The 26,436-nt window shown below is 69.1% G+C and carries 26 protein-coding genes and 2 tRNA genes; 6 read left to right on the top strand and 22 right to left on the bottom strand.

What is annotated here, in order from left to right:
• Positions 1 to 50: 50 nt before the first annotated feature.
• The gene (gene tig / locus ACYVGQ_RS08185; protein WP_460784140.1) at positions 51 to 1,553 is read right to left on the bottom strand and encodes a trigger factor; all 1,503 of its coding nucleotides are present in this window, start codon (positions 1,551 to 1,553) and stop codon (positions 51 to 53) included.
• 61 nt (positions 1,554 to 1,614) lie between these two features.
• Positions 1,615 to 1,688 (bottom strand) — tRNA-Pro (locus tag ACYVGQ_RS08180).
• 108 nt (positions 1,689 to 1,796) lie between these two features.
• On the opposite strand from ACYVGQ_RS08180, the gene ACYVGQ_RS08175 reads away from it, so the two are divergent.
• Positions 1,797 to 1,867: transfer RNA gene (locus tag ACYVGQ_RS08175), tRNA-Gly, on the top strand.
• Positions 1,868 to 1,901: 34 nt separating this feature from the next.
• Entirely contained in the window at positions 1,902 to 3,092 is a 1,191-nt protein-coding gene (locus ACYVGQ_RS08170; RefSeq protein ID WP_460784139.1) for a hypothetical protein, read from the top strand.
• Positions 3,093 to 3,246: 154 nt separating this feature from the next.
• On the opposite strand, the gene ACYVGQ_RS08165 is transcribed toward ACYVGQ_RS08170, so the two are convergent.
• The 16 genes from ACYVGQ_RS08165 to ACYVGQ_RS08090 form a co-directional block, all read right to left on the bottom strand.
• Positions 3,247 to 3,603, bottom strand: a complete 357-nt coding sequence (locus tag ACYVGQ_RS08165; RefSeq protein WP_460784138.1) for an RNA polymerase-binding protein RbpA — start codon at positions 3,601 to 3,603, stop codon at positions 3,247 to 3,249.
• Positions 3,603 to 3,851, bottom strand: coding sequence for a preprotein translocase subunit SecG (gene secG / locus ACYVGQ_RS08160; RefSeq protein ID WP_120228415.1), 249 nt, complete (start codon positions 3,849 to 3,851; stop codon positions 3,603 to 3,605). The genes ACYVGQ_RS08165 and secG overlap by 1 nt, the downstream gene beginning before the upstream one ends.
• A 79-nt stretch (positions 3,852 to 3,930) precedes the next feature.
• On the bottom strand, positions 3,931 to 4,725 hold the full coding sequence (gene tpiA / locus ACYVGQ_RS08155; RefSeq protein WP_460784137.1) for a triose-phosphate isomerase: 795 nt from the start codon (positions 4,723 to 4,725) through the stop codon (positions 3,931 to 3,933).
• The gene (locus ACYVGQ_RS08150) at positions 4,716 to 5,930 is read right to left on the bottom strand and encodes a phosphoglycerate kinase (protein ID WP_460784136.1); all 1,215 of its coding nucleotides are present in this window, start codon (positions 5,928 to 5,930) and stop codon (positions 4,716 to 4,718) included. The genes tpiA and ACYVGQ_RS08150 overlap by 10 nt, the downstream gene beginning before the upstream one ends.
• A 9-nt stretch (positions 5,931 to 5,939) precedes the next feature.
• Positions 5,940 to 6,950, bottom strand: coding sequence for a type I glyceraldehyde-3-phosphate dehydrogenase (gene gap, locus ACYVGQ_RS08145; protein ID WP_460784135.1), 1,011 nt, complete (start codon positions 6,948 to 6,950; stop codon positions 5,940 to 5,942).
• A gap of 100 nt (positions 6,951 to 7,050) precedes the next feature.
• Positions 7,051 to 7,677 carry a superoxide dismutase gene (locus ACYVGQ_RS08140; RefSeq protein ID WP_460784134.1) on the bottom strand — a complete coding sequence of 209 codons (627 nt, stop codon included), beginning with the start codon at positions 7,675 to 7,677 and terminating at the stop codon, positions 7,051 to 7,053.
• A gap of 151 nt (positions 7,678 to 7,828) precedes the next feature.
• Entirely contained in the window at positions 7,829 to 8,806 is a 978-nt protein-coding gene (whiA, locus tag ACYVGQ_RS08135; protein WP_460784132.1) for a DNA-binding protein WhiA, read from the bottom strand.
• Positions 8,807 to 8,896: 90 nt separating this feature from the next.
• Entirely contained in the window at positions 8,897 to 9,769 is an 873-nt protein-coding gene (gene rapZ / locus ACYVGQ_RS08130; protein ID WP_460784130.1) for an RNase adapter RapZ, read from the bottom strand.
• Positions 9,770 to 9,794: 25 nt separating this feature from the next.
• Positions 9,795 to 11,699 (bottom strand): excinuclease ABC subunit UvrC, encoded by a 1,905-nt coding sequence (gene uvrC / locus ACYVGQ_RS08125; RefSeq protein WP_460784129.1) that lies wholly within the window; start codon positions 11,697 to 11,699, stop codon positions 9,795 to 9,797.
• A complete protein-coding gene (gene uvrA / locus ACYVGQ_RS08120) occupies positions 11,699 to 14,587 on the bottom strand; it encodes an excinuclease ABC subunit UvrA (protein ID WP_460784127.1) in 2,889 nt (962 codons plus the stop codon). The genes uvrC and uvrA overlap by 1 nt, the downstream gene beginning before the upstream one ends.
• A 47-nt stretch (positions 14,588 to 14,634) precedes the next feature.
• Positions 14,635 to 15,174 (bottom strand): hypothetical protein, encoded by a 540-nt coding sequence (locus ACYVGQ_RS08115; RefSeq protein ID WP_460784125.1) that lies wholly within the window; start codon positions 15,172 to 15,174, stop codon positions 14,635 to 14,637.
• Positions 15,171 to 16,472, bottom strand: a complete 1,302-nt coding sequence (locus ACYVGQ_RS08110) for a DUF58 domain-containing protein (protein WP_460784123.1) — start codon at positions 16,470 to 16,472, stop codon at positions 15,171 to 15,173. The genes ACYVGQ_RS08115 and ACYVGQ_RS08110 overlap by 4 nt, the downstream gene beginning before the upstream one ends.
• Positions 16,469 to 17,464 carry an AAA family ATPase gene (locus tag ACYVGQ_RS08105; protein ID WP_460784121.1) on the bottom strand — a complete coding sequence of 332 codons (996 nt, stop codon included), beginning with the start codon at positions 17,462 to 17,464 and terminating at the stop codon, positions 16,469 to 16,471. Before ACYVGQ_RS08105 ends, ACYVGQ_RS08110 begins: the two co-directional genes overlap by 4 nt.
• A complete protein-coding gene (locus tag ACYVGQ_RS08100) occupies positions 17,461 to 17,931 on the bottom strand; it encodes a hypothetical protein (RefSeq protein ID WP_460784119.1) in 471 nt (156 codons plus the stop codon). Before ACYVGQ_RS08100 ends, ACYVGQ_RS08105 begins: the two co-directional genes overlap by 4 nt.
• A complete protein-coding gene (locus ACYVGQ_RS08095; protein WP_460784118.1) occupies positions 17,928 to 18,641 on the bottom strand; it encodes a DUF4129 domain-containing protein in 714 nt (237 codons plus the stop codon). Before ACYVGQ_RS08095 ends, ACYVGQ_RS08100 begins: the two co-directional genes overlap by 4 nt.
• A 27-nt stretch (positions 18,642 to 18,668) precedes the next feature.
• On the bottom strand, positions 18,669 to 19,118 hold the full coding sequence (locus ACYVGQ_RS08090) for a MarR family winged helix-turn-helix transcriptional regulator (RefSeq protein WP_460784117.1): 450 nt from the start codon (positions 19,116 to 19,118) through the stop codon (positions 18,669 to 18,671).
• 44 nt (positions 19,119 to 19,162) lie between these two features.
• Here ACYVGQ_RS08090 and ACYVGQ_RS08085 point away from each other — a divergent pair, with 44 nt between their 5' ends.
• Positions 19,163 to 19,405: a hypothetical protein gene (locus tag ACYVGQ_RS08085; RefSeq protein WP_460784115.1), complete on the top strand. Its 243-nt coding sequence runs from the start codon at positions 19,163 to 19,165 to the stop codon at positions 19,403 to 19,405.
• Positions 19,406 to 19,426: 21 nt separating this feature from the next.
• On the opposite strand, the gene ACYVGQ_RS08080 is transcribed toward ACYVGQ_RS08085, so the two are convergent.
• Together ACYVGQ_RS08080 and uvrB are read right to left on the bottom strand one after the other, a co-directional pair.
• Positions 19,427 to 19,756 (bottom strand): TfoX/Sxy family protein, encoded by a 330-nt coding sequence (locus ACYVGQ_RS08080; RefSeq protein WP_460784114.1) that lies wholly within the window; start codon positions 19,754 to 19,756, stop codon positions 19,427 to 19,429.
• A gap of 14 nt (positions 19,757 to 19,770) precedes the next feature.
• Positions 19,771 to 21,846: an excinuclease ABC subunit UvrB gene (uvrB, locus tag ACYVGQ_RS08075; protein ID WP_460784112.1), complete on the bottom strand. Its 2,076-nt coding sequence runs from the start codon at positions 21,844 to 21,846 to the stop codon at positions 19,771 to 19,773.
• Between the two features lie 56 nt (positions 21,847 to 21,902).
• Between uvrB and ACYVGQ_RS08070 the strand changes: the two genes are divergently transcribed.
• Positions 21,903 to 22,520: a DUF4126 domain-containing protein gene (locus ACYVGQ_RS08070; RefSeq protein WP_460784110.1), complete on the top strand. Its 618-nt coding sequence runs from the start codon at positions 21,903 to 21,905 to the stop codon at positions 22,518 to 22,520.
• Here ACYVGQ_RS08070 and coaE read toward each other — a convergent pair.
• The gene (gene coaE / locus ACYVGQ_RS08065) at positions 22,517 to 23,116 is read right to left on the bottom strand and encodes a dephospho-CoA kinase (RefSeq protein ID WP_460784109.1); all 600 of its coding nucleotides are present in this window, start codon (positions 23,114 to 23,116) and stop codon (positions 22,517 to 22,519) included. The genes ACYVGQ_RS08070 and coaE overlap by 4 nt on opposite strands.
• A 204-nt stretch (positions 23,117 to 23,320) precedes the next feature.
• Complete coding sequence (rpsA, locus tag ACYVGQ_RS08060) at positions 23,321 to 24,778, bottom strand: 30S ribosomal protein S1 (RefSeq protein WP_460784108.1); 1,458 nt, start codon at positions 24,776 to 24,778, stop codon at positions 23,321 to 23,323.
• A gap of 211 nt (positions 24,779 to 24,989) precedes the next feature.
• Here rpsA and ACYVGQ_RS08055 point away from each other — a divergent pair, with 211 nt between their 5' ends.
• Both ACYVGQ_RS08055 and ACYVGQ_RS08050 read left to right on the top strand, forming a co-directional pair.
• Positions 24,990 to 25,526: a hypothetical protein gene (locus ACYVGQ_RS08055; protein WP_460784107.1), complete on the top strand. Its 537-nt coding sequence runs from the start codon at positions 24,990 to 24,992 to the stop codon at positions 25,524 to 25,526.
• 20 nt (positions 25,527 to 25,546) lie between these two features.
• On the top strand, positions 25,547 to 26,350 hold the full coding sequence (locus tag ACYVGQ_RS08050; RefSeq protein ID WP_460784105.1) for a PKD domain-containing protein: 804 nt from the start codon (positions 25,547 to 25,549) through the stop codon (positions 26,348 to 26,350).
• The last annotated feature ends 86 nt before the right edge of the window (positions 26,351 to 26,436 follow it).

Below are 26,436 nucleotides of genomic sequence, written 5' to 3'. Positions count from 1 at the left end.
GAGAAGGCGGATGCCGAAGCATCCGCCTTCTCGTCAGGATCGCGCCGCGATCACTCCGCCGCGTCGGCGGCCTTCTTCGCGGGAGCCTTCTTGGCCGCGGGCTTCTTGGCCGGAGCCTTCTTGGCCGCGGGCTTCTTCTCAGCTGCGCCCTCGGCATCGTCCGCCTTCTCGGCGGCCGGCTTCTTCGCAGGAGCCTTCTTGGCCGCGGGCTTCCTGGCCGGAGCCTTCTCCGCCGGCGCCTCGGACGCGACGGAGGCCTCAGCCTCCGACTCGTCCTCGACGGCGACGAAGTCGGTCAGGTCGACCGCCTTGCCGTTCGTGTCCACGACCTTCACCCTGCCGAGGGCGATCGCCAGCGCCTTGTTGCGCGCGACCTCGCCGACGAGCGCGGGGAGCTGATTCGACGACTGCAGCGCGTCGACGAACTCCTGCGGAGCCATGCCGTACTGGGCGGCGGACTGGACGAGGTACTGGCTCAGCTCGTCCTGCGAGACCTGGACGTCGGCCTGCTCTGCGATCGTGTCGAGGAGGACCTGCGTGCGGAACTGCTTCTCGCTGGCCTCCGTGACCTCGGCGCGGTGCACGTCGTCCTCGAGGCGGTTCTCGGACTCGAGGTGGTTGTGCACCTCGTCCTCGATGAGCTGCGGGGGAACCGGGATCTCGACCTGCTCGAGGAGCGTCTCGACGAGCTTGTCGCGCGCTGCGGATCCCTGCGTGAAGACGCCCTGCTGATTCACGCGCTCGGCGACGCTCTCGCGCAGCTCGACGATGGTGTCGAACTCGCTGGCGATCTGCGCGAAGTCGTCGTCCGCCTCGGGGAGCTCGCGCTCCTTGACGGCCTTGACGGTGACCGAGACCTCCGCCTCCTCGCCCGCGTGGTCGCCGCCGACGAGCTTCGAACGGAAGGTGGTGTCCTCGCCCGCGGTGAGCGATTCGATCGCGTCGTCGATGCCCGCGAGCAGCTCGCCGGAGCCGACCTCGTAGGAGACGCCCTCGGCACGGTCGATCTCGGCGTCGTCGATCGTCGCGACGAGGTCGAGCTCGACGAAGTCGCCCTTCGCGGCAGGACGGTCGACGGGGATCAGGGTCCCGAAGCGACCGCGCAGGCGGTCGAGCTCCTCGTCCACGGCCGCCTCATCGGTCTCGACGGCGTCGACGGTGAGCGTGATGCCGTCGAACGCCGGGACCTCGATCTCGGGACGCACATCGACCTCGATGTCGACGAGCAGGTCTCCGGAGAAGTCCTTCTCGTTCGGCCACTGGGTGATGTCGGCCGACGGACGACCCACGACGCGGAGCTTGTGCTCGTTCGCCGCGTCGCGGAAGAACCGGTCGAGCCCCTCGTTGACGGCGTGCTCGATGACCGCGCCGCGACCGATGCGCTGGTCGATGATCGGCGCAGGGACCTTGCCCTTGCGGAAGCCGGGCACCTGCACGTCCTGCGCGATGTGCTCGTAGGCGTGCGCGATGCTGGGCTTGAGGTCGTCCGGGGTGACCGTGATGCTGAGCTTCACCCTGGTCGGGGTCAGCTTCTCGACGGTGCTGTTGGCCATGCTGTTGTGTTCTCCTTGTGGTTCCCGCGCGACAGCGCGGTCGTGAAGTGTGCGGGTCGAGTCGGGGCGACAGGATTTGAACCTGCGACCTCCCGCTCCCAAAGCGGGCGCTCTACCAAGCTGAGCTACGCCCCGGGGAATCCGCGCGCAGATTCAGCCCTGGAAAGTCTAACGGACAAGAGCACGCCCGGCTGTCCGCTATGCTTGAGCGGTCGGTTCCCGCGCCCTCGTGGTGGCGGATCCGGGGGTGTAGCTCAATGGTAGAGTCTCAGTCTTCCAAACTGATTGCGCGGGTTCGATTCCCGTCACCCCCTCTCTTTCTCGGCACGACGCCGATCGGGGGCAACGGTGAGCGATCAGTTCGTTCCGGGCGGTCATCGGCTGCCCGTCGTCCTCTCGGGGCCTGAGACCGCGCCTGTCGCCAGGCGTCGAGGCTTCGGACGCATCGTCTGGAGCATCCTCGGCGTCCTCGTCATCGCCGCAGCCGCCGTCGGCACGCACGTCGCCGCGAACCTCGGCTATGACGACGCGCGCGCCGCGTTCGTCGACGAGGAGACGATCACGTCGAATCGCCAGGACGATCTCGCTTCCGAGATCGACGCCCTGGTCCTGGAGAGCGAGACGGCCGCCGGCATCGCCGCAGCCGACACCGGCGTGCTCATGCCGGCCGATTCCCGCGCGGCATTGGACGCGTCGATCGTCGAGGTCGACACGGCGACGACGGACGCGGAGGCCGCCGCGTCGGCCGACCTCCCCGACGCCGGGGAGAAGCCCTCGTGGACCTGGGAGCTGTTCGGCGAGACCTCGCGACTCCAGGACGACACCGAGGACGTCGAGGAGAGCGCCGATGAGGTCGACGCCCAGCGCCAGGCGATCTCGGACGCCGGGACGGCGCTGGAGGAGACGGCAGTGGACGCTGTGCTCTCCGCCGCATCCGCCGCAGACGACTTCGAGGCCGCGCACGTGAACGCTCGCAACCCGGAGATCCTGACGATGCGGAACGCGGCGGAGTACGCCACGACCTCTGTCACGGCGCTGGACGCCGACGCCGCGGCCCGCTTCGCCGACCTGGAGGCCGCCGCGGCGGCGATGCTGGAGACCGAGCGAGCCGAGCTCGAGGAGAAGAAGGGGGCATTGCACGACTCCTATGTCGCCATCGAGAAGTTCGCCCGCAGTCTCGCCCCGGGGGTCCTCCTCGACTTCGACTGGTCCCCCACCGTTCCCGGCTACGACGGCCCGTCCAACGGCGGCTGGACGACCTGGTGGTACGGCGATCCCGGCTACTCCACGATCGCGCTCTCCGACTATGTCGCGGAGGAGTGGCCTGCGGCATGGACGAAGGCCCTCGTCGCCCACGAGGTCGGGCACGCGATCAGCGTCAAGTGCGAGTCGATGTACGACTCCTCGGACCAGGACACCATCGAGGAATGGGCGACGGCCTGGGCGATCAGCATGGGGTACACCGATCGCAACAACGGCTCGGCCGTGTACGGCTCCCCCTCCCAGGCGATGATCGACGCCGCGGCGAAATGCCGCTGATCACCGGAAGAGCGCGCTGTCCGGCATCGGAAGCATGCTCTTCGCCACGCTCGTGACGGCCGGCGCCCTGCTTGTCGACGGTGATCGTCGTCATCCGCCGGATACGACGAGACCGCCGCACCCCAGGGGATGCGACGGTCTCGGACGATGATGGTCAGGCCTGACCGCGGCGCTCCCGCAGCTGGGCGAGCGCGTCCTCGAGGAGCTGAACCGCCTCCTCGTCGGTGCGGCGCTCCTTCACGTAGGCCAGGTGCGTCTTGTACGGCTCGGTCTTCGACAGCGCAGGAGGGTTCTCCTTGTCGCGGCCGGCCGGGAGCCCGGACTGCGGATGGTCGATGATCTCGGGGATCTCCTCCTCGGGGAGACCCGCTGCGAAGTACCGCACCGTCTCGTTGCCGAGACCGTCCCAGTAGGAGACCGCGATGCGGTCGGCGTGGTAGCCGTGGTCCTGCTCCCCCATCGGGCCGGAGCCGACGCGGGTGCCGCGGATCGCGTTGCCGCCGGTGGCCATCAGATCACCTCGAACTTCGTGATGAGGCCCAGCGCCACGATCGACACGAACCAGGCGAGAGCCAGGACGACCGTGAACCGGTTGAGGTTGCGCTCGGCGAGCCCTGAAGATCCGACCGCCGTGGACATGCCACCGCCGAACATGTCGGACAGGCCGCCGCCGCGACCCTTGTGAAGGAGGATGAGGAGGGTCAGCAGGACACTGGTGATGCCCAGCACGACCTGCAGGACGAACTCAAGAACTTGCACGAGTCAAACCTTTCGCTCGGGCAGTATGCCCGCGTAACGCTCAAGTATACGGTGCGGCGGGGCCGCAGCCCCGCCGCACTCACACGCCGACGTGCTTCTGATAGCGGACGATCGCGGCGAACTCGTCCACGACGAGGCTCGCGCCTCCGACGAGAGCGCCGTCGACGTCCGGCTCCCGCATGAAGCTCGCGATGTTGGCGGACTTCACGGATCCGCCGTACAGGATGCGGGTGCGAGCGGCCGCGTCGGCGTCGAGCGCCTCGGTGAGCACGCCGCGCAGCGCGGCGCAGACGTCCTGCGCCTGCTGCGGGGTCGCCGCCTGCCCGGAGCCGATCGCCCAGACCGGCTCGTAGGCCACGACGATGTCCGCGGAGGCCGGAACACCCTCGAGCGCTGCCTTGAGCTGCCCCGCGGGAACGGCGCTGGCGCCGAACTCCTCCAGGTCCTCCGCCGTCTCGCCGACGCAGATGACGGGGACGAGCCCGTGCTTCAGCGCCGCCTTGACCTTCGCCGCGACGATCTCGTCGGACTCTGCGTGATACTCACGACGCTCCGAGTGGCCGATGATGACGTAGGTCGCATCGAGCTTCGCCAGGAAGGCGCCGGACACCTCGCCGGTGTACGCGCCGGAGTCGTGCGCCGACAGATCCTGCGCACCGAGGGCGAAGGGGATCTTGTCCGCGTCGATCAGCGTCTGGACGCTGCGGATGTCGGTGAACGGAGGGAAGACCGCGACCTCGACGGAGCCGTTCTCGTGTCCGGCATCCTTCAGCGTCCAGTGCAGCTTCTGCACGGTGGCGACCGCCTGCAGGTGGTCGAGGTTCATCTTCCAGTTGCCCGCGATCAGCGGGGTACGGGTCGTGGTCACGCCCATCCGAGCACCTCCAGGCCGGGAAGCTTCTTGCCCTCGAGGAACTCGAGGCTGGCCCCACCGCCGGTGGAGATGTGGCCGAACTGATCGTCCGCGAAGCCGAGCTGACGCACGGCGGCCGCTGAATCTCCGCCGCCGACGACGCCGAGGCCGGAGACCTCGGTCAGCGCCTGCGCGACGGCCTTGGTCCCTGCGGCGAAGGCCGGGAACTCGAACACGCCCATCGGACCGTTCCAGAACACCGTCCTCGACCCGCGGATCGCCTCCGCGAAGGTCGCAGCCGTCTCGGGGCCGATGTCGAGCCCGATGCCGGCATCGCCGAACGCCGTCTTCGCGATCGCGTCGGCCGCGGCGGTCTCATGCGCGGCGTCCGCGGCGAAGCCGGAGGCGACGACGACGTCCGTCGGCAGCACGATCTCGACGCCGCGCTCCTTCGCCTCGGCGAGGTAGCCGAGAACGGTGTCGAGCTGATCCGCCTCGAGGAGACTGGAGGCCACGTCGTGCCCCTGGGCCTTCAGGAACGTGAACAGCATGCCGCCTCCGACGAGGATGCGGTCGACCCGCGGGAGCAGATGCGAGATGACCCCGAGCTTGTCGCTGACCTTCGAGCCTCCGAGGACGACCGTGTAGGGGCGCTCCGGGTTCTCGGTCAGCCGGTCGAGGACGTCGAGCTCCGCGGCGATCAGGAGCCCGGCCGCGGACGGCAGGATCTGGGCCAGCTCGTAGACGCTGGCCTGCTTGCGGTGCACCACGCCGAAGCCGTCGGAGACGAGCACGTCGCCGAGGGCGGCGAGCTGCTCGGCGAACGCGCGGCGCTCCGCCTCGTCCTTCGCGGTCTCCCCCGGGTTGAAGCGGAGGTTCTCCACGACGGCGATGCCGCCGTCGTCCAGGGACGCCACGGCCTCGCCTGCCGATTCGCCCACGGTGTCACGGGCGAAGGCGACGGGCTTGCCGAGGAGCTCGGAGAGCCGCTGAGCGACGGGCGCGAGGCTGTACTGCGGGTCGGGCGCGCCGTCCGGCCGGCCGAGATGCGACGTGACGATCACGCGAGCGCCGGCGTTGAGGAGCGCATTCAGGGTCGGCAACGAGGCGCGAACACGGCCATCGTCCGTGATGATCCCGTCCCGCAGGGGGACGTTGAGATCACAACGGACGATGACGCGCTTGCCCTCGAGCGACCCCAGGGATTCCAGGGTGCGCAGAGACATGTTCGGTTCTCAGAGACGCTCGGCGACGTACTCGGTCAGGTCGACGAGGCGGTTGGAGTAGCCCCACTCGTTGTCGTACCAGCTGGAGACCTTGACCAGGTTGCCGCTGACGTTGGTCAGCGTCGAGTCGAAGATCGAGGAGTGCGGGTTGTGCTGGATGTCGCTGGAGACGATCGGGTCGGCGTTGTACTGCAGGTAGCCGGCGAGGCTTCCCTCTGCCGCCGCCTTCTGGTAGGCCGCGTTGACATCGTCGACGGTGAGGTCGTCGCGGTCGGTGACCAGGGTCAGGTCGACGATGGAACCCGTGGGGACGGGGACCCGGTAGGAGGAGCCGCTCAGCTTGCCGTCCAGCTCGGGGAGGACCAGGCCGATCGCCTTCGCCGCGCCGGTCGAGGCGGGGACGATGTTGATGGCCGCAGCGCGGGCGCGATGCAGGTCGCCGTGCGGGCCGTCCTGGAGGTTCTGGTCGGCGGTGTAGGCGTGCGCGGTCATCATGAAGCCGCGCTCGATGCCGAAGGCGTCGTTGAAGACCTTGGCCAGCGGGGCCAGGGCGTTCGTCGTGCAGGAGGCGTTGGAGATGATGTGGTGGTTCGCGGGATCGTACGTCTCCTCGTTCACCCCGATCACGAACGTGCCGTCCGCACCCGTGGCCGGGGCCGAGATGAGGACCTTCTTGGCACCGGCGTCGATGTGCTTCTTGGCGAGCTCCGCCTTGGTGAAGAACCCGGTCGACTCGATGACGATGTCGACGCCCAGCTCGCCCCACGGGAGGCCTGCGGGGTCGCGCTCGGCGAACGCCTTGATCTGCTTGCCGTTGACGGTGATGCTGTCGTCGTCGTAGCTGATCTCCGCATCCAGCACGCCGCCGACCGAGTCGTACTTCAGCAGGTGGGCCAGGGTCTTGTTGTCCGTGAGGTCGTTGACGGCAACGATCTCCAGGTCAGCTCCCTGCGCGAGCGCCGCGCGGAAGTAGTTGCGTCCGATGCGGCCGAAGCCGTTGATGCCGATCTTGACAGACACTCAGGTCTCCCGATGTTTCTCATGCGCTTTCGCGCGGTGTTGGTGGAGATTCGTGGACGACGGCGTCCCGACGGGGATCCCGTCGGGACGCCCGTCTTGGTTACGACAGTACCAGCAGGCCGTTGGTCTGCTTGCGGGCGACGTCGAGGCGCTGAGCGACGTTCTCCCAGTTGGCGATGTTCCACGCGGCCTTGACGTAGTCGGCCTTGACGTTGAGGTAGTCGAGGTAGAAGGCGTGCTCCCACATGTCGAGCTGGAAGACCGGGATGGTTCCCTGCGCGGTGTTGGACTGCTGGTCGAACAGCTGCTGGATGATCAGGCGCTGGCCGATCGTGTCCCAGCTGAGCACGGACCAGCCGGAGCCCTGGATGCCCAGGGCGTTGGCGGTGAAGTGCGCCTGGAACTTCTCGAAGGAGCCGAAGAACTCCTCGATCGCCGCTTTCAGCTCGCCCTCGGGCTCGCCGCCGCCGTTCGGAGACAGGTTCGTCCAGAAGATCGAGTGGTTCACGTGACCGCCGAGGTTGAACGCGAGATCCTTCTCGAGCTTGTTCACGTTCGCGAGATTGCCGGTCTCCCGGGCCTCGGCCAGCGCCTCGAGCGCCGCATTCGCACCGGCCACGTAGGTCGCGTGGTGCTTGTCATGGTGCAGTTCCATGATCTTGCCGCTGATGTGCGGCTCGAGAGCTGCGAAGTCGTAGGGAAGGTCAGGGAGCGTGTAAACAGCCATGTCGCTTTCATCCAATCCGCGCCGCGCCGCGGCGCTTGCCGGTCCTCCGCGACGCCGAGATGCGGCGCGGAGCGGACGGTTTCCATCCTAGTGACGACAACGCGCCCGCGGCGGGGATCCTTCCGGCAGATGACGGAAAGCGACGCCCCGATCAGTCCTCGAGACCGGCCGGCACCGCCGCCTCGGTGCCCGGGATGCCGTCGACCTGGGCACGCTTGTCCGCCATGGCGAGCAGGCGGCGGATGCGTCCGGCGACGGCATCCTTGGTGAGCGGCGGATCGGCGTGGTGCCCGAGCTCGTCGAGACTCGCATCGCGGTGCGCGAGCCGCAGCTCGCCCGCGACCTTCAGGTGATCGGGGACGTCCTCCCCGAGGATCTCCAGCGCGCGCTCCACGCGCGCGCACGCGGCGACGGCGGCCTGCGCCGAGCGGCGGAGGTTCGCGTCGTCGAAGTTCACGAGGCGGTTCACGCCCGCGCGCACCTCGCGGCGCTGACGGATCTCCTCCCAGGCGGCGGCGGTGCGCGCGGCGCCGATCTGGGTGAGGATCGAGCGGATCGCCTCGCCCTCTCGGACGACGACGCGCGGCATCCCCCGCACTTCACGGGCCTTGGCGGCGACGCCGAGCCGATGCGCGGCGCCGACGAGGGCCATGGCCGCCTCGGACGAGGGGCAGGCCACCTCGAGCTGCGCGGAGCGGCCGGGTTCGGACAGCGAGCCCGCGGCGAGGAAGGCGCCCCTCCAGAGGCCGGCGATCTCCTCGCGCGATCCCGTGGTGAGCCGATTGGGAAGACCGCGCACCGCACGACGGCGCTGATCGAGCAGGCCGGTCTGCCTGGCGAGGGTCTCGCCCGCCGCGATCACACGGACGGCCCAGCGCGCACCGTCGTTCGCGCTGGAGGACTGGACCTGGGCGATCTCCGGACGGACGCCGTAGATCTCCGCGAGGTCACGGGCGACGCGACGCGCGAGCGTCTCGGCGTCCACCTCGGCCTCGACGGCGACACGTCCAGCGATCGAGTGCAGGCCTCCGGCGAACCGGAGGATGGCCGTGACCTCCGCGACGCGCACCGTCGGGGGTGCGTTCCGGATGGCGACCAGCTCTGCCTTGACGTCGGTGGTGAGTGCCACGAGACTCCTTTTTCGCTCTTCGCACCGGATCGCGGCGCGAAGGACAAGCCTACCCGGCTCCGGCGGTTTCCACCTGCCGCGTTGCCGCCGCTACTCTCTGCCGAGGTCCCGATGGCGCACGTTCACGGCGACCCCGGGAATCCCGGAAAGACGACGTGCGAGCTCCTCGGACATCGCCACCGATCGGTGCTTCCCGCCGGTGCATCCGATCGCGACCGTGGAGTGGCTCTTGTTCTCCCGCTGATAGCCCTCCAGCACGGGCACGAGCGCCTGCGCGTAGGCGTCCAGGAACTCCAGAGCCCCCTCCCGAGAGAGGACGTAGTCGCGGACCTCCTCGTCCTGCCCCGTCTGGCCGCGCAGCTCCTCGTTCCAGAACGGGTTGGGGAGGAACCGCATGTCGGCGACGAGGTCGACGTCGGTGGGCAGGCCGTACTTGAAGCCGAAGCTGAGCAGCGTGAGCCTATGCCGCGCCGCCCCCTCCTCCGAGAAGATCTCGGTCGTCTTCGTCGCGAGCTGGTGGATGTTCAGGGTCGAGGTGTCGATGACGATGTCGGCCGCCTCGCGCACGAGCGTGAGTCGTGAGCGCTCCAGCCGGATGCCGTCGAGCAGCGTCCCATCGGCCTGCAGCGGGTGGGGGCGCCGCACGGATTCGAAGCGCCGGACGAGGACATCGTCCGAGGCGTCGAGGAAGAGCACCTGCACCGACCCTCGGGAGCGCAGCGCCCTCGCCACGTCCGGCAGTTCGTCGAAGAGGGTCCTCCCCCGCACATCGACCACGGCGGCGACCTTCGGCAGCGCTCCCCCGCCGAGGTCCGTGAGGTCCAGCAGCGGCCGGAGCATCTGCGGGGGAAGATTGTCCACGACGTACCAGCCGAGATCCTCCAGGGCGTTTCCCACCGTCGACCGCCCCGCACCGGACATGCCTGTGACGATGAGGAACTGTCCTTCGCCCTCGTCTGCCATCGGTTCTCCCTCCCGTGCGACAAGCCTAGCGAGTGGAGAGATGCCCGTGGATGCTCCCGGCGAGTGCGGGACCGATGCCCTGCACCTCCTGGATCTCCTCCACGGTGGCCGTGCGCAGCCGCGCGACGGACCCGAAGTGCTTCAGCAGCACCTTGATGCGTGCGGCGCCCAGCCCCGGCACCTCGGCCAGCACGCTGGTGATGTCCCGCCTGCGCCGCGCGCGCTGATGCGTGATGGCGAAGCGGTGGGCCTCGTCGCGGAGCCGCTGCAGAAGGTACAGCGCCTCGCTCGTCCGGGGCAGGATGACGGGATACTCCTCGCCCGGCAGCCAGATCTCCTCGAGACGTTTCGCGATGCCGCACAGGGCGATCTCGGTGTGGCCGGCGTCCCTCAGCGCGCGGGCGGCCGCCTCGACCTGCGGCCTGCCGCCGTCGACGAGCAGCAGCTGAGGCGGATAGGCGAATCGCGGACGCCTGCGCGTCGTCGTCACAGGCTCGTCGCCGAAGGGATCCGGCTCCCGATCCGCCGGTTCGGCCTCCTCGGGCGCGTCCAGATAGGCGAGCCTTCGCAGGAGCACCTGGTGCATCGAGTCGGTGTCGTCGGTGGTCTCCGCGATGTTGAAGGATCGGTACTGATCCTTGCGCGGCAGGCCGTCCTCGAACACCACCATCGATGCGACCACGTTCGTGCCGCCCAGGTGCGAGATGTCATAGCACTCGATGCGCAGCGGCGCCTCGTCCAGGTCGAGTGCCTCCCGCAGATCGGTGAGCGCCTGGGTCCGAGCGACGTAGTCGCTGGTGCGCTTCGTCTTGTGCCGGATCAGCGCCTGCTGGGCGTTCAGCGTCGCAGTGCGCATCAGATCGGCGCGCTGCCCCCGCTGGGCGACGGCGATCTCGACGCGGCGTCCCCGCCGCCCCCGCAGCCACTCCTCCAGCTCGGCGGCGTCCTCCGGGAGGGCGGGAACGAGGATGCGCCGCGGGATGTCGGCGTCGGCGGCCTCGCCGTAGACGCGCTGCAGGACCTGATCGACCAGGTCCGCCGTCGTCAGGTCGATCTCCTTCTCGATCGTGGAGGCCCGCACGCCGCGCACGCGCCCGCCGCGGATCACGAAATGCTGCACCGCGGCGGAGAGCTCATCCTCGGCGATGCCGAACAGGTCGGCGTCCTCGTCGGCGGGAAGGACGAGGGAGCTCTTGCCGAGCACGGCCTCGATGGCGCCGAGCTTGTCGCGGTATCTCGCCGCGGCCTCGTAGTCCATCGCGGCTGAGGCCTCCCGCATCCGCCTGGTCAGCTCACGCGTGAAGCGCTCGTCCCCTCCTGCCATGAAGGCGACGAAGTCGTCGACCATGGCCCGATGCTCCTCGATCGTCACCGTCATCGAGCACGGGCCGCCGCACTTGCCGATCTGGCCGGGGAAGCACGGCCGGCCGGTCTGCATCGCCCGCTTGTAGCTCGCGTCGCTGCACGTGCGGATCGGGAACGCCTTGATCATCAGGTCGATGGTCTCGTGCACGGCCCACACCTTGGGGTAGGGGCCGAAGTAGCGGGCCCCTGGAATCCTCCTGTTGCGGGTGACGATGACCCTCGGCGCCTCGTCCGCCATCGTGATCGCCATGAACGGATAGGACTTGTCGTCCTTGTAGCGGACGTTGAAGGGCGGATCGAACTCCTTGATCCACATGTACTCCAGCTGCAGGGAGTCCACATCGGTCGGCACGACCGTCCACTCCACGGATGCGGCCGTGGTCACCATCCGCCGGGTGCGCTCGTGCAGCGTCCGCAGGGGGGCGAAGTAGTTCGACAGCCTCTGGCGGAGGTTCTTCGCCTTTCCGACGTACAGCACGCGCCCCTGCGCATCGCGGAAGCGGTAGACGCCGGGATCGGTCGGGATCTCGCCCTGCTTGGGCTTGTACGGGAGGACGTCGGCCATCAGCCGGCCTTCCGCTCCTCACGGCGTCCGCCCAGGATCTCCGCCAGGAACTGCCCGGTGTGGCTCTCCTCGACGGCGGCGATCTGCTCCGGCGTGCCGGTCGCGAGGATCTCCCCGCCTCCCGAGCCGCCCTCCGGACCGAGATCGATCACCCAGTCGGCCGACTTGATGACGTCGAGATTGTGCTCGATGACGACGACCGTGTTGCCCTTGTCGACGAGGCCGTTCAGCACCTCGAGGAGCTTGCGGACGTCCTCGAAGTGCAGACCGGTGGTCGGTTCGTCGAGCACGTAGATGCTGCGGCCGTTGCTGCGGCGCTGGAGCTCGGTGGCCAGCTTCACACGCTGCGCCTCGCCGCCGGACAGGATCGTGGCGGACTGACCGAGCCGCACGTATCCGAGGCCGACGTCGACGAGGGTCTTCATGTAGCGGTGGATCGCCTGGATCGGCTCGAAGAACTCCGCGGCCTCCTCGATCGGCATCTCCAGTACCTCGGCGATGTTCTTGCCCTTGTAGTGCACGGCGAGCGTGTCGCGGTTGTACCGCTTGCCGTGGCACACCTCGCAGTCGACGTAGACGTCGGGCAGGAAGTTCATCTCGATCTTGATCGTGCCGTCGCCGGAGCACGCCTCGCAGCGTCCTCCCTTGACGTTGAAGCTGAAGCGGCCGGGCTGGTAGCCGCGGACCTTCGCCTCGGGCGTCTCGCTGAACAGCGTGCGGATGCGGTCGAACACGCCCGTGTAGGTCGCGGGGTTCGAACGCGGGGTGCGGCCGATGGGCGCCTGATCGACGTGGACGACCTTGTCGAGGTTGTCCAGGCCGGTGACGCGGGTGTGCTTCCCCGCGAGCGAGCGCGCGCCGTTGAGCTTGGACGCGAGCACCCGGTAGAGGATGTCGTTCACGAGCGAGGACTTCCCCGACCCGCTCACCCCGGTGACCGCGGTGAGCACGCCGAGGGGGAACTCCGCATCGACGTTCTTCAGGTTGTTCTCGCGCGCTCCGACGACCTTGAGCATCCGCTTGCGGTCGAGCCTGCGGCGCTTCTTCGGCGTCGGGATCTCGCGGCGGCCCGCGAGGTAGTCGCCGGTCATCGACGCGGTCTCCCCCAGCAGCGCGGCGAAGGGACCGGAGTGCACGACGTCGCCGCCGTTGACGCCGGCCCCGGGGCCGATGTCGACGACCCAGTCGGAGGCCTCGATGGTCTCCTCGTCGTGCTCCACGACGATCAGCGTGTTGCCGAGGTCGCGCAGCGCGAGCAGGGTCTCGATGAGCCGGCGGTTGTCGCGCTGATGCAGGCCGATGGAGGGCTCGTCGAGCACGTACAGCACCCCGGTCAGCCCCGACCCGATCTGCGTGGCCAGCCGGATGCGCTGCGCCTCTCCGCCGGACAGGGAGCCCGCCGAGCGGCTGAGGTTGAGGTACGCGAGGCCGACGCGCAGCAGGAAGTCCAGGCGCAGCCGGATCTCGCGCAGCACCTGGGCCGCGATCTTCGCCTCGCGGTCGGTGAGCGTGAGCGTCTCCATGAAGGCTCGCGCGTCGGCGAGGCTCAGGTGCGAGACCTCGGCGATCGAGTGCCCGTGCACGGTGACCGCGAGGACCTCTGGCTTCAGCCGGTCGCCGTCGCAGACGGGGCACGGCACCTCGCGGAGATACTCGCCCCAGCGCGCACGCTGGGTGTCGCTCTCGGCCTGGGCGTACTGCCGCTCGATGTACGGCACCACGCCCTCGAAGCCCGACGCATAGCGCATCTCGCGCCCGTAGCGGTTCTTCCACTTGACGGTGACCTTGTAGTTGTCGCCGCGCAGGATGGCGTCCTGGACGTCCACGCGGAGGTCGCGCCACGGCGTGTCCAGATCGAAGTTCAGATCGCGCGCCAGTCCTTCGAGCAGCCGCTCGTAGTACTGGAACAGTCCCTTGCCCTGCGTGGTCCACGGGATGATGGCGCCCTCGCGGATCGAGAGGTCCTCGTCGCCCAGCATGAGATCCACGTCCACCGACATGCGCGTCCCCAGGCCGGAGCACGAGGGACAGGCGCCGAACGGCGCGTTGAACGAGAACGTCCGCGGCTCGATCTCGGTGAGCGTGATCGCGTGCCCGTTCGGGCAGGCCAGCTTCTCGGAGAACGACTGCCAGGCGGCATCCCCCTCCTCGTCCACGAAGTTGATCTGCACGACCCCGCCGGCCAGGCCGAGGGCGGTCTCCACGGAGTCGGTCACCCTGCCGAGGATGTCGTCGGAGGCCACCAGCCGGTCGACGACGACCGCGATGTCGTGCTTGTAGCTCTTCTTCAGCGTCGGCGGCTCGGCGAGCTGGATGAGGTCGCCGTCCACGATCGCGCGGGAGTAGCCCTTGGCGCCGAGCTCGCGGAACAGGTCGACGAACTCGCCCTTCTTCTGCGAGACGACCGGGGCGACGATCTGATAGCGGGTGCGCTCCGGCAGCTCCATGAGCTGGTCGGCGATCTGCTGCACCGTCTGGCGCTGGATCCGCTCCCCGCACTGGGGGCAGTGCGGGATGCCGATGCGCGCCCAGAGCAGGCGCATGTAGTCGTAGATCTCGGTGATGGTGCCGACCGTGGAGCGCGGGTTGCGATTGGTCGACTTCTGATCGATCGACACGGCAGGGCTCAGCCCTTCGATGAAGTCGACGTCCGGACGGTCCACCTGGCCGAGGAACTGGCGCGCGTACGCGCTCAGAGATTCGACGTAGCGGCGCTGCCCCTCGGCGAAGATCGTGTCGAAGGCCAGACTCGACTTGCCGGAGCCGGACAGCCCGGTGAACACGACGAGCGAGTCGCGCGGGATGTCGATGTCGACGTTCTTGAGGTTGTGTACGCGGGCACCGCGGACGCTGAGCTTTCCGGGGCTGGAGACAGGGACGATGGGCACCGGACAAGTCTACGAGGGACCACCGACACCGGGCTCGCTGCGCGCGTTCAGCGCCGCAGCGCCGCCCCGCCGTCGGAGCCCTCGCCGCGCTGGACGCGCAGGACGAGCACCGCGAGCGCCACGACGATCAGCGCGCCGGCGGGTGCCAGCCACGCGAAGCCGCTCGTGCCGAGCACCGGGAGCAGCACGCCCAGCAGGGCGATCGGCTGGGCGATGACCTCCACCAGGAGCACGCGAGCGAGGGTCGGCCGCAGCGCGGCGAGCGAGATGCGGCTGGACAGCGGCATCGTCAGGCACAGGCATCCGAGGACGTGCACCAGATGCACGGCGAGCAGCGCCCCGGCCGTGCGCAGCGGCGCAGGCTCGGCGAGCAGGATGCCGAGCACGATGCCCGCCGCACTCCCCCACGCTGCGAGCGTCTGCGGGAAGGCCGCGCCGACGACGGCCGCGAGAAGGCCGATCCACTGCCACAGCGGGTACGGGTTCAGCAGGAACCCCGCGCCCCCTCCGACGGCCACCAGCAGCAGGCGGAGCACCGGCGCCGGAATTCCGGCGCGCACCTCGAACGAATGCGCGCGCGCCGTCATCGCCGCACCCGGGCCGCCACCCGCATCGCGGCATCGGAGCCGTCCTGCGACCAGGAGACCGCGTCGATCCCGACATGCTGCAGCGCGGCGGTGGTGTTGGCGCGCTCCACGGCGAGGGCGCGCAGCGCCAGGCGCTGCTCCGGGGTGAGCCTGCGGGCGTCGGATGCCGGCAGCACGTCGATCGCCACGACCCGGTGCCCGCTCGCCTGCCACTGCTCGGCCAGCCGCGCGGCGGTTCCGTCGAAGAACGTCGAGAGCACGAAGATCACGGAGCCGTTCGGCATGTGCGGCGTCCGCCGGAAACCCGTGGCGTCCCCGCTGACGCCGGTCGCCGCGACGGCGCTGCGCAGCCGGGCGAGCTGACGCGAGCCGGTCCCGGGCAGGACGGTGCGACCGCCCGGTGCGAGCTCATGGAAGGAGACACGGTCGCCAGCGCGGATCGCCGTCGTCGCGATCGAGAGGGCGGCCTGCCTGGCGAGGTCGAGCGAGGTGATGCCGCTGCGCTCCGGATCGGCTGTCCCCCAGGTCGCGACCACCGCGCCGAGATCGTCGGCCGTGTCCATCGCGATCACGATCGAGGCCTCGCTCAGCGCGTCGGTGCGGCGGACGAGCAGGTCGCCCGGCCGGCGTCCGAGGCGAGCGGTGGCGCGCCAGTCCACCCTGCGCAGCTCGTCGCCGGGCGCGAAGGCGTGGATGTCGCGGAACTCGCCGCCCTGCCCGGGGCGCGATCCGCGATGGATGCCGTGCAGCCCGCGGAGGCGCCGGCCGACGGGAAGCCCGCTCAGCTCGATGGGACGTGGCGCGGCGTTCCAGACGGCCTTCACCGGCGAGAGCGGCTGACTCACCCATGCGCCGTCCCCGTCGACAGCGCGCGCGGTCACCCCGATGAGCTCGACGGGCCCGGAGTGCTGCAGCCGCGTGCGCGTGCGGACCGCGCCGCGCCCGGAGCCCGCATCGGCCGTGCCTCGTCGCCGCCCGCCCTGGTCGATGGCCAGCTGGACCCAGTCCGCATCTGCGTCGATGTCGACCCGGCCGGTCACGACGGCCGCATCCTCGGCGGCGACCGCGGACAGGGCGACGCCGACGCTGCGATGCGCGGGCCGGAACAGCGTGAAGGCGCACCACAGTGCCAGCGGCAGCCCGAGAGCGACGACGTCCGGCCGGGAGAAGAGCAGCCCGGCGCCTGCGAGGACAAGGGCCGACATCGATCCGATCGCGAACGCCGGTGTACGACGCCAGCGCAGCGTCTGACGGATGCTCGCCTCGACGTCGCCGCGCGGCGCGGCATCCGGAGTCATCGCGCCACGGCGACGGTCGGCGGAACCGGCGTGGTCGCGACCACGCCGTCGACGATGGACGCCGGATCCACGCCCTGAGCCCACGCCTGAGGGGTGAGGGTGAGCCGATGCGCCAGCACGGGGACGGCGATGCGCTTGATGTCGTCCGGACGCACGAAGCCGCGCCCGTCCAGTGCGGCGAGGGCGCGGCCGAGGAGCACGAGCGTCTGAGATCCGCGCGGGGAGGCGCCGACGGCGACGTGAGCGGCCGTGCGGGTCGCGCGCACGATCTCGACGCAGTAGCGCGCGACGTCCGGGTCGACGTGGATGCTCTCCACGGTCCGCTGGAGAGCCCGCAGTCCCGCGGCATCGACGACGGGCGCGACGACGGTCTCGGGAGCGCCTCTGCGCGCTCTGGCGAGGATGATCTCGGTCTCGGCGTCCGGGGAGGGGTAGCCGACCGCCAGACGCACCATGAACCGGTCCAGCTGCGCCTCCGGCAGCGCATAGGTGCCCTCGTACTCGATCGGGTTGGCCGTGGCGATGATGTGGAAGGGCTGCGGCAGCGCGAACCGCTCGCCCTCGACGGTGACCTGCCGCTCGGCCATCGCCTCGAGCATCGCCGACTGCGTCTTGGGCGTCGTGCGGTTGATCTCGTCGGCGAGCACGAGGCCCGCGAAGATCGGGCCGGGACGGAAGCGGAACTCGCCGGTGTCCGGTGCGTACACATAGGACCCGGTGACATCGCCCGGAAGCATGTCCGGCGTGCACTGGATGCGACGGAAGTCGAGTCCGAGCGCCGAGGCGAGGCTGCGCGCGGCCAGCGTCTTGCCGAGGCCGGGAACGTCCTCGAACAGCACGTGGCCGCCGGCGAGGATCGTCGCCAGCGCGACCGTCAGCGGCTCGTCCATCCCGACGACGGCCGTGCGGACTCCGGCCAGGATGCGGGCGCCTGCGGCGGCGATCTCGTCGATGCGCTGCGCGGGGCTCGGGGAGGTCTCGGTCTCGGTCATCTTCTCTCCAGGGTGGGCGGTACGGATTCGAGGGCGGCGAGGATGCGCTCGACGTCGTCACGACGCACGACTCGCGCCTCCAGCGCGGTGCGGATGCCGGGGCCGAAGAGCGCTTCGATCTCGGCGACGTGCGCAGGGTCTTCGGGATCGAGACCGTGCGCGGCGGCGCGGTGCCGCACAGCCCGGTCGAGACGACGCACCAGACCGAGTCCGACGATCCCCGATCGGGTGTTCACCGCCCAGGCGAGGCGTGACACCTCCGAGCCGCGGAACGGGGGTTCCGGGGCAGGAGGCGGCCAGGCGGTGTCCTCGGAGAACAGCGTCTGCCGCGTGATGACCCCGATCGCGATGACCAGCACCAGCCAGGCGATGACGAACAGCGGCGGCATTCCGGCGACGGCCGCGGCGACGACGAGACCGGCCGTGAAGAGGAGCCCGATGACGACGAGAACGATCCTCCCCTTCATCGCCAGTGCTCCTCGATGCTCCGAAGCAGCTCGCGGGCGATGCCGCGCTCGCGCTCCGTGGCCGCGATCCCGCCGAAGCGGACGTTCTCGTAGAGACGCAGCAGGGCGCGGATGTCACCCGCACTGCTGCGCCGGGCGGCGACGATGCGGACGGTGAACTCCGCCGCGGTCTCGGCCGCGCCCCTGGTGTGCCCCGCGCGCTCGGCGCTCTGCTCCAGGCCGAGCCAGGCGGCGACGATCGCGTCGCCCGGATCCGCGGTCGCATCGACGGCATCCAGCGCACCGGCGATCCCGCGACGCACGATGGGAGCATCGACGGTCTCTTCGACGGCGAGGACGTCGGCTTCCGCGCCGGGAGCCGTCCCCTCGACGCGGGCGAGCGGCCGCGCGCGCCACCGGTCCCGGATGAGACGCACCAGCACGCGGATGAGGAAGATCGCGAAGAGCACGGCGATGATGGCGCCGATCAGGCCTGCGATGATGCCGAGCCAGGGATTCGGCTCCGGTGGCACCGGCGGTGCGGAGTCGATCGGGAGCGCTGTCTGCGACTCCGCTGCGGGCAGCGCCGCCGGCTCGATGCCGGGGAAGGTCCCGAAGACCGGCAGCCCCTGCAGGGACGCGATGCACATCACGCCCGCGAAGGCCACGGCGACGACGACGGCCGCGCGCACCCTGGCGCCGCTCGGGGAGCCGGTGTGGTCGCGACGCATGCGACCCACCTTATGCGACGCGGTGCGTCAGGCTCCGACGACCGGCGTCGTCCGCCCCGCGAAGCGCTGCACGCCGTCGCGGAGCACGGCGACCTCTTCCCCGTCCATGCCGACCGCCGCCAGGACCTGTCGCGGGACGTCGAGGGCTCTCTCGCGCAGGGCGATGCCTTTTTCCGTGAGCACGATGTCGAGACGGCGTTCGTCCTCCCTGCTGCGACTCCGCGCCACGAGGCCTTCCGACTCCAGGCGCTTCACGAGCGGAGACGCGGTCGCGGGTTCGAGGGCGAGGTCGGCGGCGAGGTCGCCGAGCGTACGCGGAGCGCGCTCCCAGAGCGCCAGCATCACGAGGTACTGCGGATGCGTGAGGCCGAGCGGCTCGAGGATGGGCCGGTAGACGGCGACGACGTTGCGCGCCGCTGTCACCAGCGCGAAGCACAGCTGGTTCTCGAGCCTCAGGGTGTCATCCGTCTCGGTCATCCCCCGAGTATACATTTGCCCTAATAGTTAGTACACTAATCAACATGGCAAAGGATTCAGAACACGTACCCCTCCGCGAACGCGTCCGCGCCGCGGGCGGGTGGTATTCGTGGTTCAACTCGAATCTCATCCGGTTCGGCGGTCCTGCATCCGTGGGGCCGTACGAGGCGACGCCTCCGCCCAGCGCCGCCGAGCGCGCGGAACGCGCGTGCCCGCTGTGCGGCGCGCCGATGTCCGCGCACGAGATCGACAGGTCGGGGCCGAAACCGCTCATGTACTGCCCCTGACCGATGCCTCCCGTTCCGTTCTCACACCTCCGGACGGGATTCCCGGGCGGCATCGATCCAGAACATCAGCGCCTCGTCGTCGGCGATCGCAGGCGATGAGACGTCGAGCCAGCTCGGGCCCATCGTCCTTCCGCCCATGGTCGCGACCGCGGCGCCCGGCTCGCCCTGGAGGACGATGCCGCGCTCCTCGCTGACCCGAACCAGCAGTACCCCTTCTTTTCTCGCGCCGACGAGGATCCGGCCTTCCAGCAGGAACGCGCGCGTGCCGAACATGCGCTTCTCCTCCAGGCCGTCCTCCGCCATCAGCAGCGCCCGCACCCGATCGGCGAGCTCCTGCCCTCGCGCGTCCATGGCCATCCGCGTGCTCAGACGTGTCCGGCGCGTTCCATCGCGCGCAGTTCCTTCTTGAGATCCTGCACCTCGTCGCGCAAGCGCGCCGCGAGCTCGAACTTCAGCTCCTCGGCCGCGGCGAGCATCTGATTGGACAAGTCCTCGATCGTCGCCTCCAGCTGCGCCGCGCCTTCGGCGGCGATGCCGCCGCGTCGGAGCTGCGGCGTCGGGCTCTTGCCCCTGCCCGAGGCGTTCCGGCCCTTGCCCCGGAGCATGTCCTGGGTGTCGGACGCCTCTCGCGCCAGCACCGCGGTGATGTCGGCGATGCGCTTGCGCAGCGGCTGCGGATCGATCCCGTTCTCGGTGTTGTAGGCGATCTGCTTCTCGCGACGACGCTCGGTCTCTTCGATGGCGTTCGCCATCGAGTCCGTGATGCGGTCCGCATACATGTGCACCTGTCCGGAGACGTTCCTGGCCGCGCGGCCGATCGTCTGGATGAGGGAGGTGCCCGAGCGGAGGAAGCCCTCCTTGTCGGCATCGAGGATCGCGACGAGCGAGACCTCGGGGAGGTCGAGCCCCTCCCGCAGGAGGTTGATGCCCACGAGCACGTCGTAGACGCCCGCACGCAGCTCGCTCAGCAGCTCGACCCGGCGCAGCGTGTCGACGTCGGAGTGCAGATACCGGACGCGGACGCCGTGCTCGCCGAGGAAGTCGGTGAGCTCCTCGGCCATCTTCTTGGTGAGCGTCGTCACGAGCACGCGCTCGTCGCGTTCGACGCGCAGTCGGATCTCCTCGAGCAGGTCGTCGATCTGCCCTTTGGAGGGCTTCACGACGATCTCGGGATCGACGAGCCCTGTCGGACGGATGATCTGCTCGACCACCCCGTCGGCGATGCCCATCTCGTACTTGCCCGGCGTGGCCGAGAGATAGACGGTCTGGCCGATCCGGTTCTTGAACTCGTCCCAGCGCAGCGGGCGGTTGTCGAGCGCGCTCGGAAGCCGGAAGCCGTGGTCGACGAGCGTGCGCTTTCGCGAGGCGTCCCCTTCGTACATCGCTCCGATCTGCGGAACCGTGACGTGCGACTCGTCGATGACCAGCAGGAAGTCGTCGGGGAAGAAGTCCAGCAGGGTGTGCGGCGGCTCGCCGGGCGCACGGCCGTCCATGTGCCGGGAGTAGTTCTCGATGCCCGAGCAGAACCCGAGCTGCTGCAGCATCTCCAGGTCGAAGGTCGTGCGCATCCGCAGCCGCTGCGCCTCGAGCAGCTTGCCCTGCCTCTCGAACTCCGTCAGGCGCTCCTCGAGCTCGGTCTCGATCGTGCCGATCGACCGCTGGATCACGTCGGTGCCGGCCACATAGTGGGAGGCGGGGAAGATCGGTACGGCGTCGAGCTTCTCGATCACGTCGCCGGTGAGCGGATGCAGGGAGTAGAGCGCCTCGATCTCGTCGCCGAACAGCTCGATGCGGATCGCGTGCTCCTCGTAGACCGGGATGATCTCGATCGTGTCGCCGCGGACGCGGAAGTTGCCGCGAGAGAAGTCGACGTCGTTGCGGTTGTACTGCATCGCGATGAACTGCCTGATCAGGGCATCGCGGTCGTACCGCTCCCCCACCTGCAACGCCACCATGGCCCGCAGGTACTCCTCCGGAGCGCCGAGCCCGTAGATGCACGAGACGGTCGAGACCACCACCACGTCCCGCCGCGACAGCAGCGAGTTCGTCGTCGAATGCCTCAGCCGCTCGACCTCCGCGTTGATCGAGGAGTCCTTCTCGATGAAGGTGTCCGTCTGCGGAACGTAGGCCTCGGGCTGGTAGTAGTCGTAGTACGAGACGAAGTACTCGACGGCGTTGTTCGGCATGAGCTCGCGGAACTCGTTCGCCAGCTGCGCCGCCAGCGTCTTGTTGTGCGCGAGGACGAGGGTCGGACGCTGCACCTGCTCGACGAGCCATGCGGTCGTCGCCGACTTGCCCGTACCCGTGGCGCCGAGCAGCACGATGTCGGTCTCGCCGGCGTTGATGCGCGCCGCGAGGTCGGCGATCGCCTGCGGCTGGTCGCCGGCCGGGACGTACTCGCTGACGACCTCGAAGGGGCGGACGCTGCGCGTTGGTTGCATTCTTCCAGCGTAGGCGGCGCCTCGGACATCGGGGGCCGTCGCCCTAGAGTGGAGCCGTGATCGAGTTCCTGATCGGTTCCAGCCTGGCGGCGTCCGCCGGTCTCAATGCGTGGATGCCGCTGTTCCTGCTCGGCCTCGCAGACCGCCTGCTTCCCGCGGTCGAGCTGCCGTCGGGGTGGACGTGGATCTCCAGCGACATCGCCCTGTGGATCCTCGGCGGGCTGCTCGTCCTGGAGATCGTGGCCGACAAGATCCCGGCGCTCGACTCGATCAACGACGTCGTCCAGACGGTGCTGCGCCCAGCGGCGGGCGGTGTCGTGTTCGGCGCGGGATCCAGCGCCCAGACCGTCGCCGTCGACGATCCTTCGACGTTCTTCAGCGAGAACACCTGGGTGCCCATCGTCACGGGCGTCGTCATCGCGCTCGTCGTCCATGCGACCAAGGCGACCGCACGGGTCGCGGCGAACACGATGACCGGGGGCCTCGCCGCCCCCGTGCTGAGCACGGCGGAGGACGGTGCGTCCTTCCTGCTGGCGGGGCTCGCGATCGTCGTACCCGTCCTCGCCGGCCTCCTGCTGATCGCGCTGATCGTGTGCGCCGTGGTCTTTCTCCGCCGGCGTTCCCGGCGTCGACGCGAGCGCGCCGAGGCCTCCGCCGGCGGTGCGTCGGCCTAGCGGACCGCGAGCCTCTCCCAGAGGGCATCGGTCTGCTCGATCGTCTGCTCCACGGTTCCCGAGGTGTCGATCACGACATCCGCGATCGCCCGGCGGTCAGCATCCGACACCTGCGCGGCGATGCGCCTGCGCGCCTCGCCCTCCGTCATGCCGCGAAGGCTCACCATCCGCTGCACCCGGGACTCGGCTGGGGCATCGGCGACGACGATGAGGCTCCACGGGTCGTCCGCCCTGGCCTCGACGAGCAGGGGGACGTCGTAGACGACGACGGCAGAGGGATCCGACGCGAGCGCCGCGTCGAACCGGCGCTGCGACTCGGCCCGAACCGCAGGATGGACGATGGCGTTCAGGCGCGCCAGCGCCTCAGGATCGCCGAACACGACGGCTCCGAGCGCCGGGCGGTCGAGAGCCCCGGACGCATCGAGGACGTCGCGCCCGAACTCCTCGACGATCCGCTGCAGCACGGGCGAGCCGGGCGCCTGCACGTCACGGACGATCCGGTCCGCGTCCACGACGACGGCTCCGTGCTCCTCCAGGCGCCGGGCGATCGTGGACTTGCCGGAGGCGATGCCGCCGGTCAGCGCGATGAGAGGCATGGTCTCATCCTGGCATGCCCGCTCCACGCGACGGACCTCGCACGTCGGCACGACGGCGGGCGGTCTCGAGCCCGGCCGCGGATCCCGGATGCCGGCTGGAGGCAGGGTGCAGTCCGTCCCGGCATCCGCACGGGAGCGACGAGGACCTGAAGACGCGGAACGGGCCGCCGCCCGAAGGCGACGGCCCGTTCCGATGAGCGCTGCTTAAGCGTTGCCGCCCGAGAGCTTCTCGCGCAGAGCCGCGAGGGCCTCGTCATCGGCGAGCGTGCCCGCACCGGCGGACTCGCTGGAGAAGGTCTGACCCGCGGCGAAGTCGTCGCCAGCGGCGGCCTCGGCCTCGGCGGCCTTGGTGACCTGGGCCTTGTGAGCCTCCCAGCGCGCCTGAGCCGCTGCGTACTCCTGCTCCCAGGCCTCGCGCTGAGCGTCGAAGCCTTCCTTCCAGGCGCCGGTCTCGGGGTCGAAGCCCTCCGGGTACTTGTACTCGCCGTTCTCGTCGTACTCCGCGACCATGCCGTACAGGGCAGGGTCGAACTCGGTGCCGAACGGGTCGACCGACTCGTTGGCCTGCTTGAGCGAGAGCGAGATGCGGCGGCGCTCCAGGTCGATGTCGATGACCTTGACGAAGACCTCTTCGCCGACGGAGACGACCTGCTCGGCCAGCTCGACGTGCTTGCTGGAGAGCTCGGAGATGTGCACGAGGCCCTCGATGCCGTCCGCGACGCGGACGAAGGCGCCGAACGGGACGAGCTTGGTGACCTTGCCCGGTGCGATCTGGCCGATCGCGTGGGTGCGGGCGAAGACCTGCCACGGGTCCTCCTGCGTCGCCTTCAGCGACAGGGAGACGCGCTCGCGATCCAGGTCGACCTCGAGGATCTCGACGGTGACCTCCTGGCCCACCTCGACGACCTCGGAGGCGTGCTCGATGTGCTTCCAGGACAGCTCGGAGACGTGCACGAGGCCGTCCACGCCGCCCAGGTCGACGAACGCGCCGAAGTTGACGATCGAGGAGACGACGCCCTTGCGAACCTGACCCTTGTGCAGGTTGTTGAGGAACGTGGTGCGCGACTCGGACTGCGTCTGCTCGAGCAGCGCACGGCGGCTCAGGACGACGTTGTTGCGGTTCTTGTCGAGCTCGAGGATCTTCGCCTCGATCTCCTGGCCGAGGTACGGCGTGAGGTCGCGGACGCGGCGCAGCTCGATAAGCGAGGCCGGCAGGAAGCCGCGGAGGCCGATGTCGACGATGAGGCCACCCTTGACGACCTCGATGACGGTGCCGGTGACGACGCCGTCGTTCTCCTTGATCTTCTCGACGTCGCCCCAGGCGCGCTCGTACTGCGCACGCTTCTTGGAGAGGATCAGACGGCCTTCCTTGTCCTCCTTCTGGAGAACGAGGGCCTCGACCTCGTCGCCGACCTTGACGACCTCATTCGGGTCGACGTCGTGCTTGATGGAGAGCTCGCGCGAGGGGATGACGCCCTCGGTCTTGTAACCGACGTCCAGCAGAACCTCGTCGCGGTCGATCTTGACGATCGTGCCCTCGATGATGTCGCCGTCGTTGAAGAACTTCAGGGTCTTCTCGACCGCGGCCAGGAAGTCCTCGGCAGATCCGATGTCGTTGATCGCGACCTGCTTGGTGGCCGGGGCGGTCGTTGCGGTAGTCATGTAGTGGGTTGTCCTTGTTGAATGGAGACTCGGGCATCCGGCGCCGTGCGGACACGGTTCAACCGCCGGAAGCGGGTGGATTGTGGACTGCTCGTCACACAGGCATGCAGGAGCACGCCACGAGTGACACTTCAGATTACCAGAGAATCGCCCGGCGTGCGCCTGTGGATAACACCCGACGGCATCCCGCGGTTCGCGTTAGCGTGTGCGGGTGAGAAACTCGCGCCCTCTGACCGTACTGACCGCCGCCGTCGCCACGCTCGCCCTGCTCGCCGGCGGGATGCTGGGGTGCTCGCCGCAGCCCGAGCCGAGCCCGACGCCCACAGCGGCCTTCGCCTCGGAGGAGGAGGCCTTCGCTGCGGCGGAGGAGGTTTATCGGGCTTATACCCATGCCTTGAATGCCGAACGCGCAGGCGACACCTCGACGAACTCGCTTGACTATCTGACCGGCCTGGCTCTCGAAGACCACCTTGACAGCCAGGAGGAGCTGGACAGCAACGGAATCAGGGTCATTGGGAACACATCGGTCGCTTCTTTCGCGCCGATCGATTCTGAGCTGGATTCAGTTCCATACTCCCTTACGGGCATGGTGTGCATCGACATCAGCGGAACAAGCGTGATTGACGAACACGACGAAGACGTCACGCCCCTTTCGCGCGCCAGGACCGCCATGCTGGAAGTCGGTTTCACGGGGTCGGCAGCCCAGTTACTCATCTCAACGTCAGATCTGGCAGAGACATCGTGTTAGCGGGTGTCGCGGTACAGGTATTGATCGTCGCAGCGCTGACAGTCCCAGCCGCGGCTGGATGTAGTCAGCTCGATGTTCTAACGGGCGCGTGCGGATCCAACGACGGCACCTCCATCATCATCGACGGCACGCAGACGACTCCCGGCTCCCCCGGCACGTCATCCCCCGGCACCTCCGGGCCGGATCTCGACCAGTGGGGCGATCCGGTGCAGGATCCGTTCGGCCAGCCACGGAACGACTTCGACCAGGACGCCTGCATGGCCAGCTGGGAGGCGCACATCGCCTGCTTCCTCACCGAGGAGGTGGAGGACGACGAGAAGGAGGACGACTCCCCCGCGATCCCTGCCGTCACGATCGACGATCTCGTCCGCTTCATCCCCGCGGGGACCGCGCTCGCCGGCGAGCCGGAGAACGTCGGCGTGGCCGGCCTGCCGACGAACTTCGTCGCCGCGGCATCCGCGCACAGCGAGAACGGGACGCTGTTCGGCTACCCGATAGCCGTGCGCTTCACCCCCGTCGGCTACGACTTCGACTTCGGCGACGGTTCGACCGCATCGTCCCCCGAGACGGGACGCGGCTGGGAAGAGCTGGGGCAGGCGCAGTTCACGCCGACCCCTACGAGTCACACTTACTCGGAGCGCGGGGAGTACACCGCGAGCGTCGATGTGCGGTACACCGCGGAGGTCGACCTGGGCATCGGCTGGTTCCCGGTCTCCGGCGAGCTGACCGCGGCGGGAGCCGACCAGCAGATCCGCATCTTCGAAGCGCGCACAGCGCTGGTCGCCTATACGTGCGAGCAGGCACCGGCCTCTCCTGGCTGCTGATGCGCAGTGCATTTTTTTAGAGAATTTCTTCCATAAAATACGCGTTTCAGCCTTTTCATATTCGAATATCTGTGCCAAAATGAGAT

Source organism: Microbacterium tumbae, from assembly GCF_054780175.1.
This window is presented reverse-complemented; position numbering and strand designations above follow the sequence as displayed.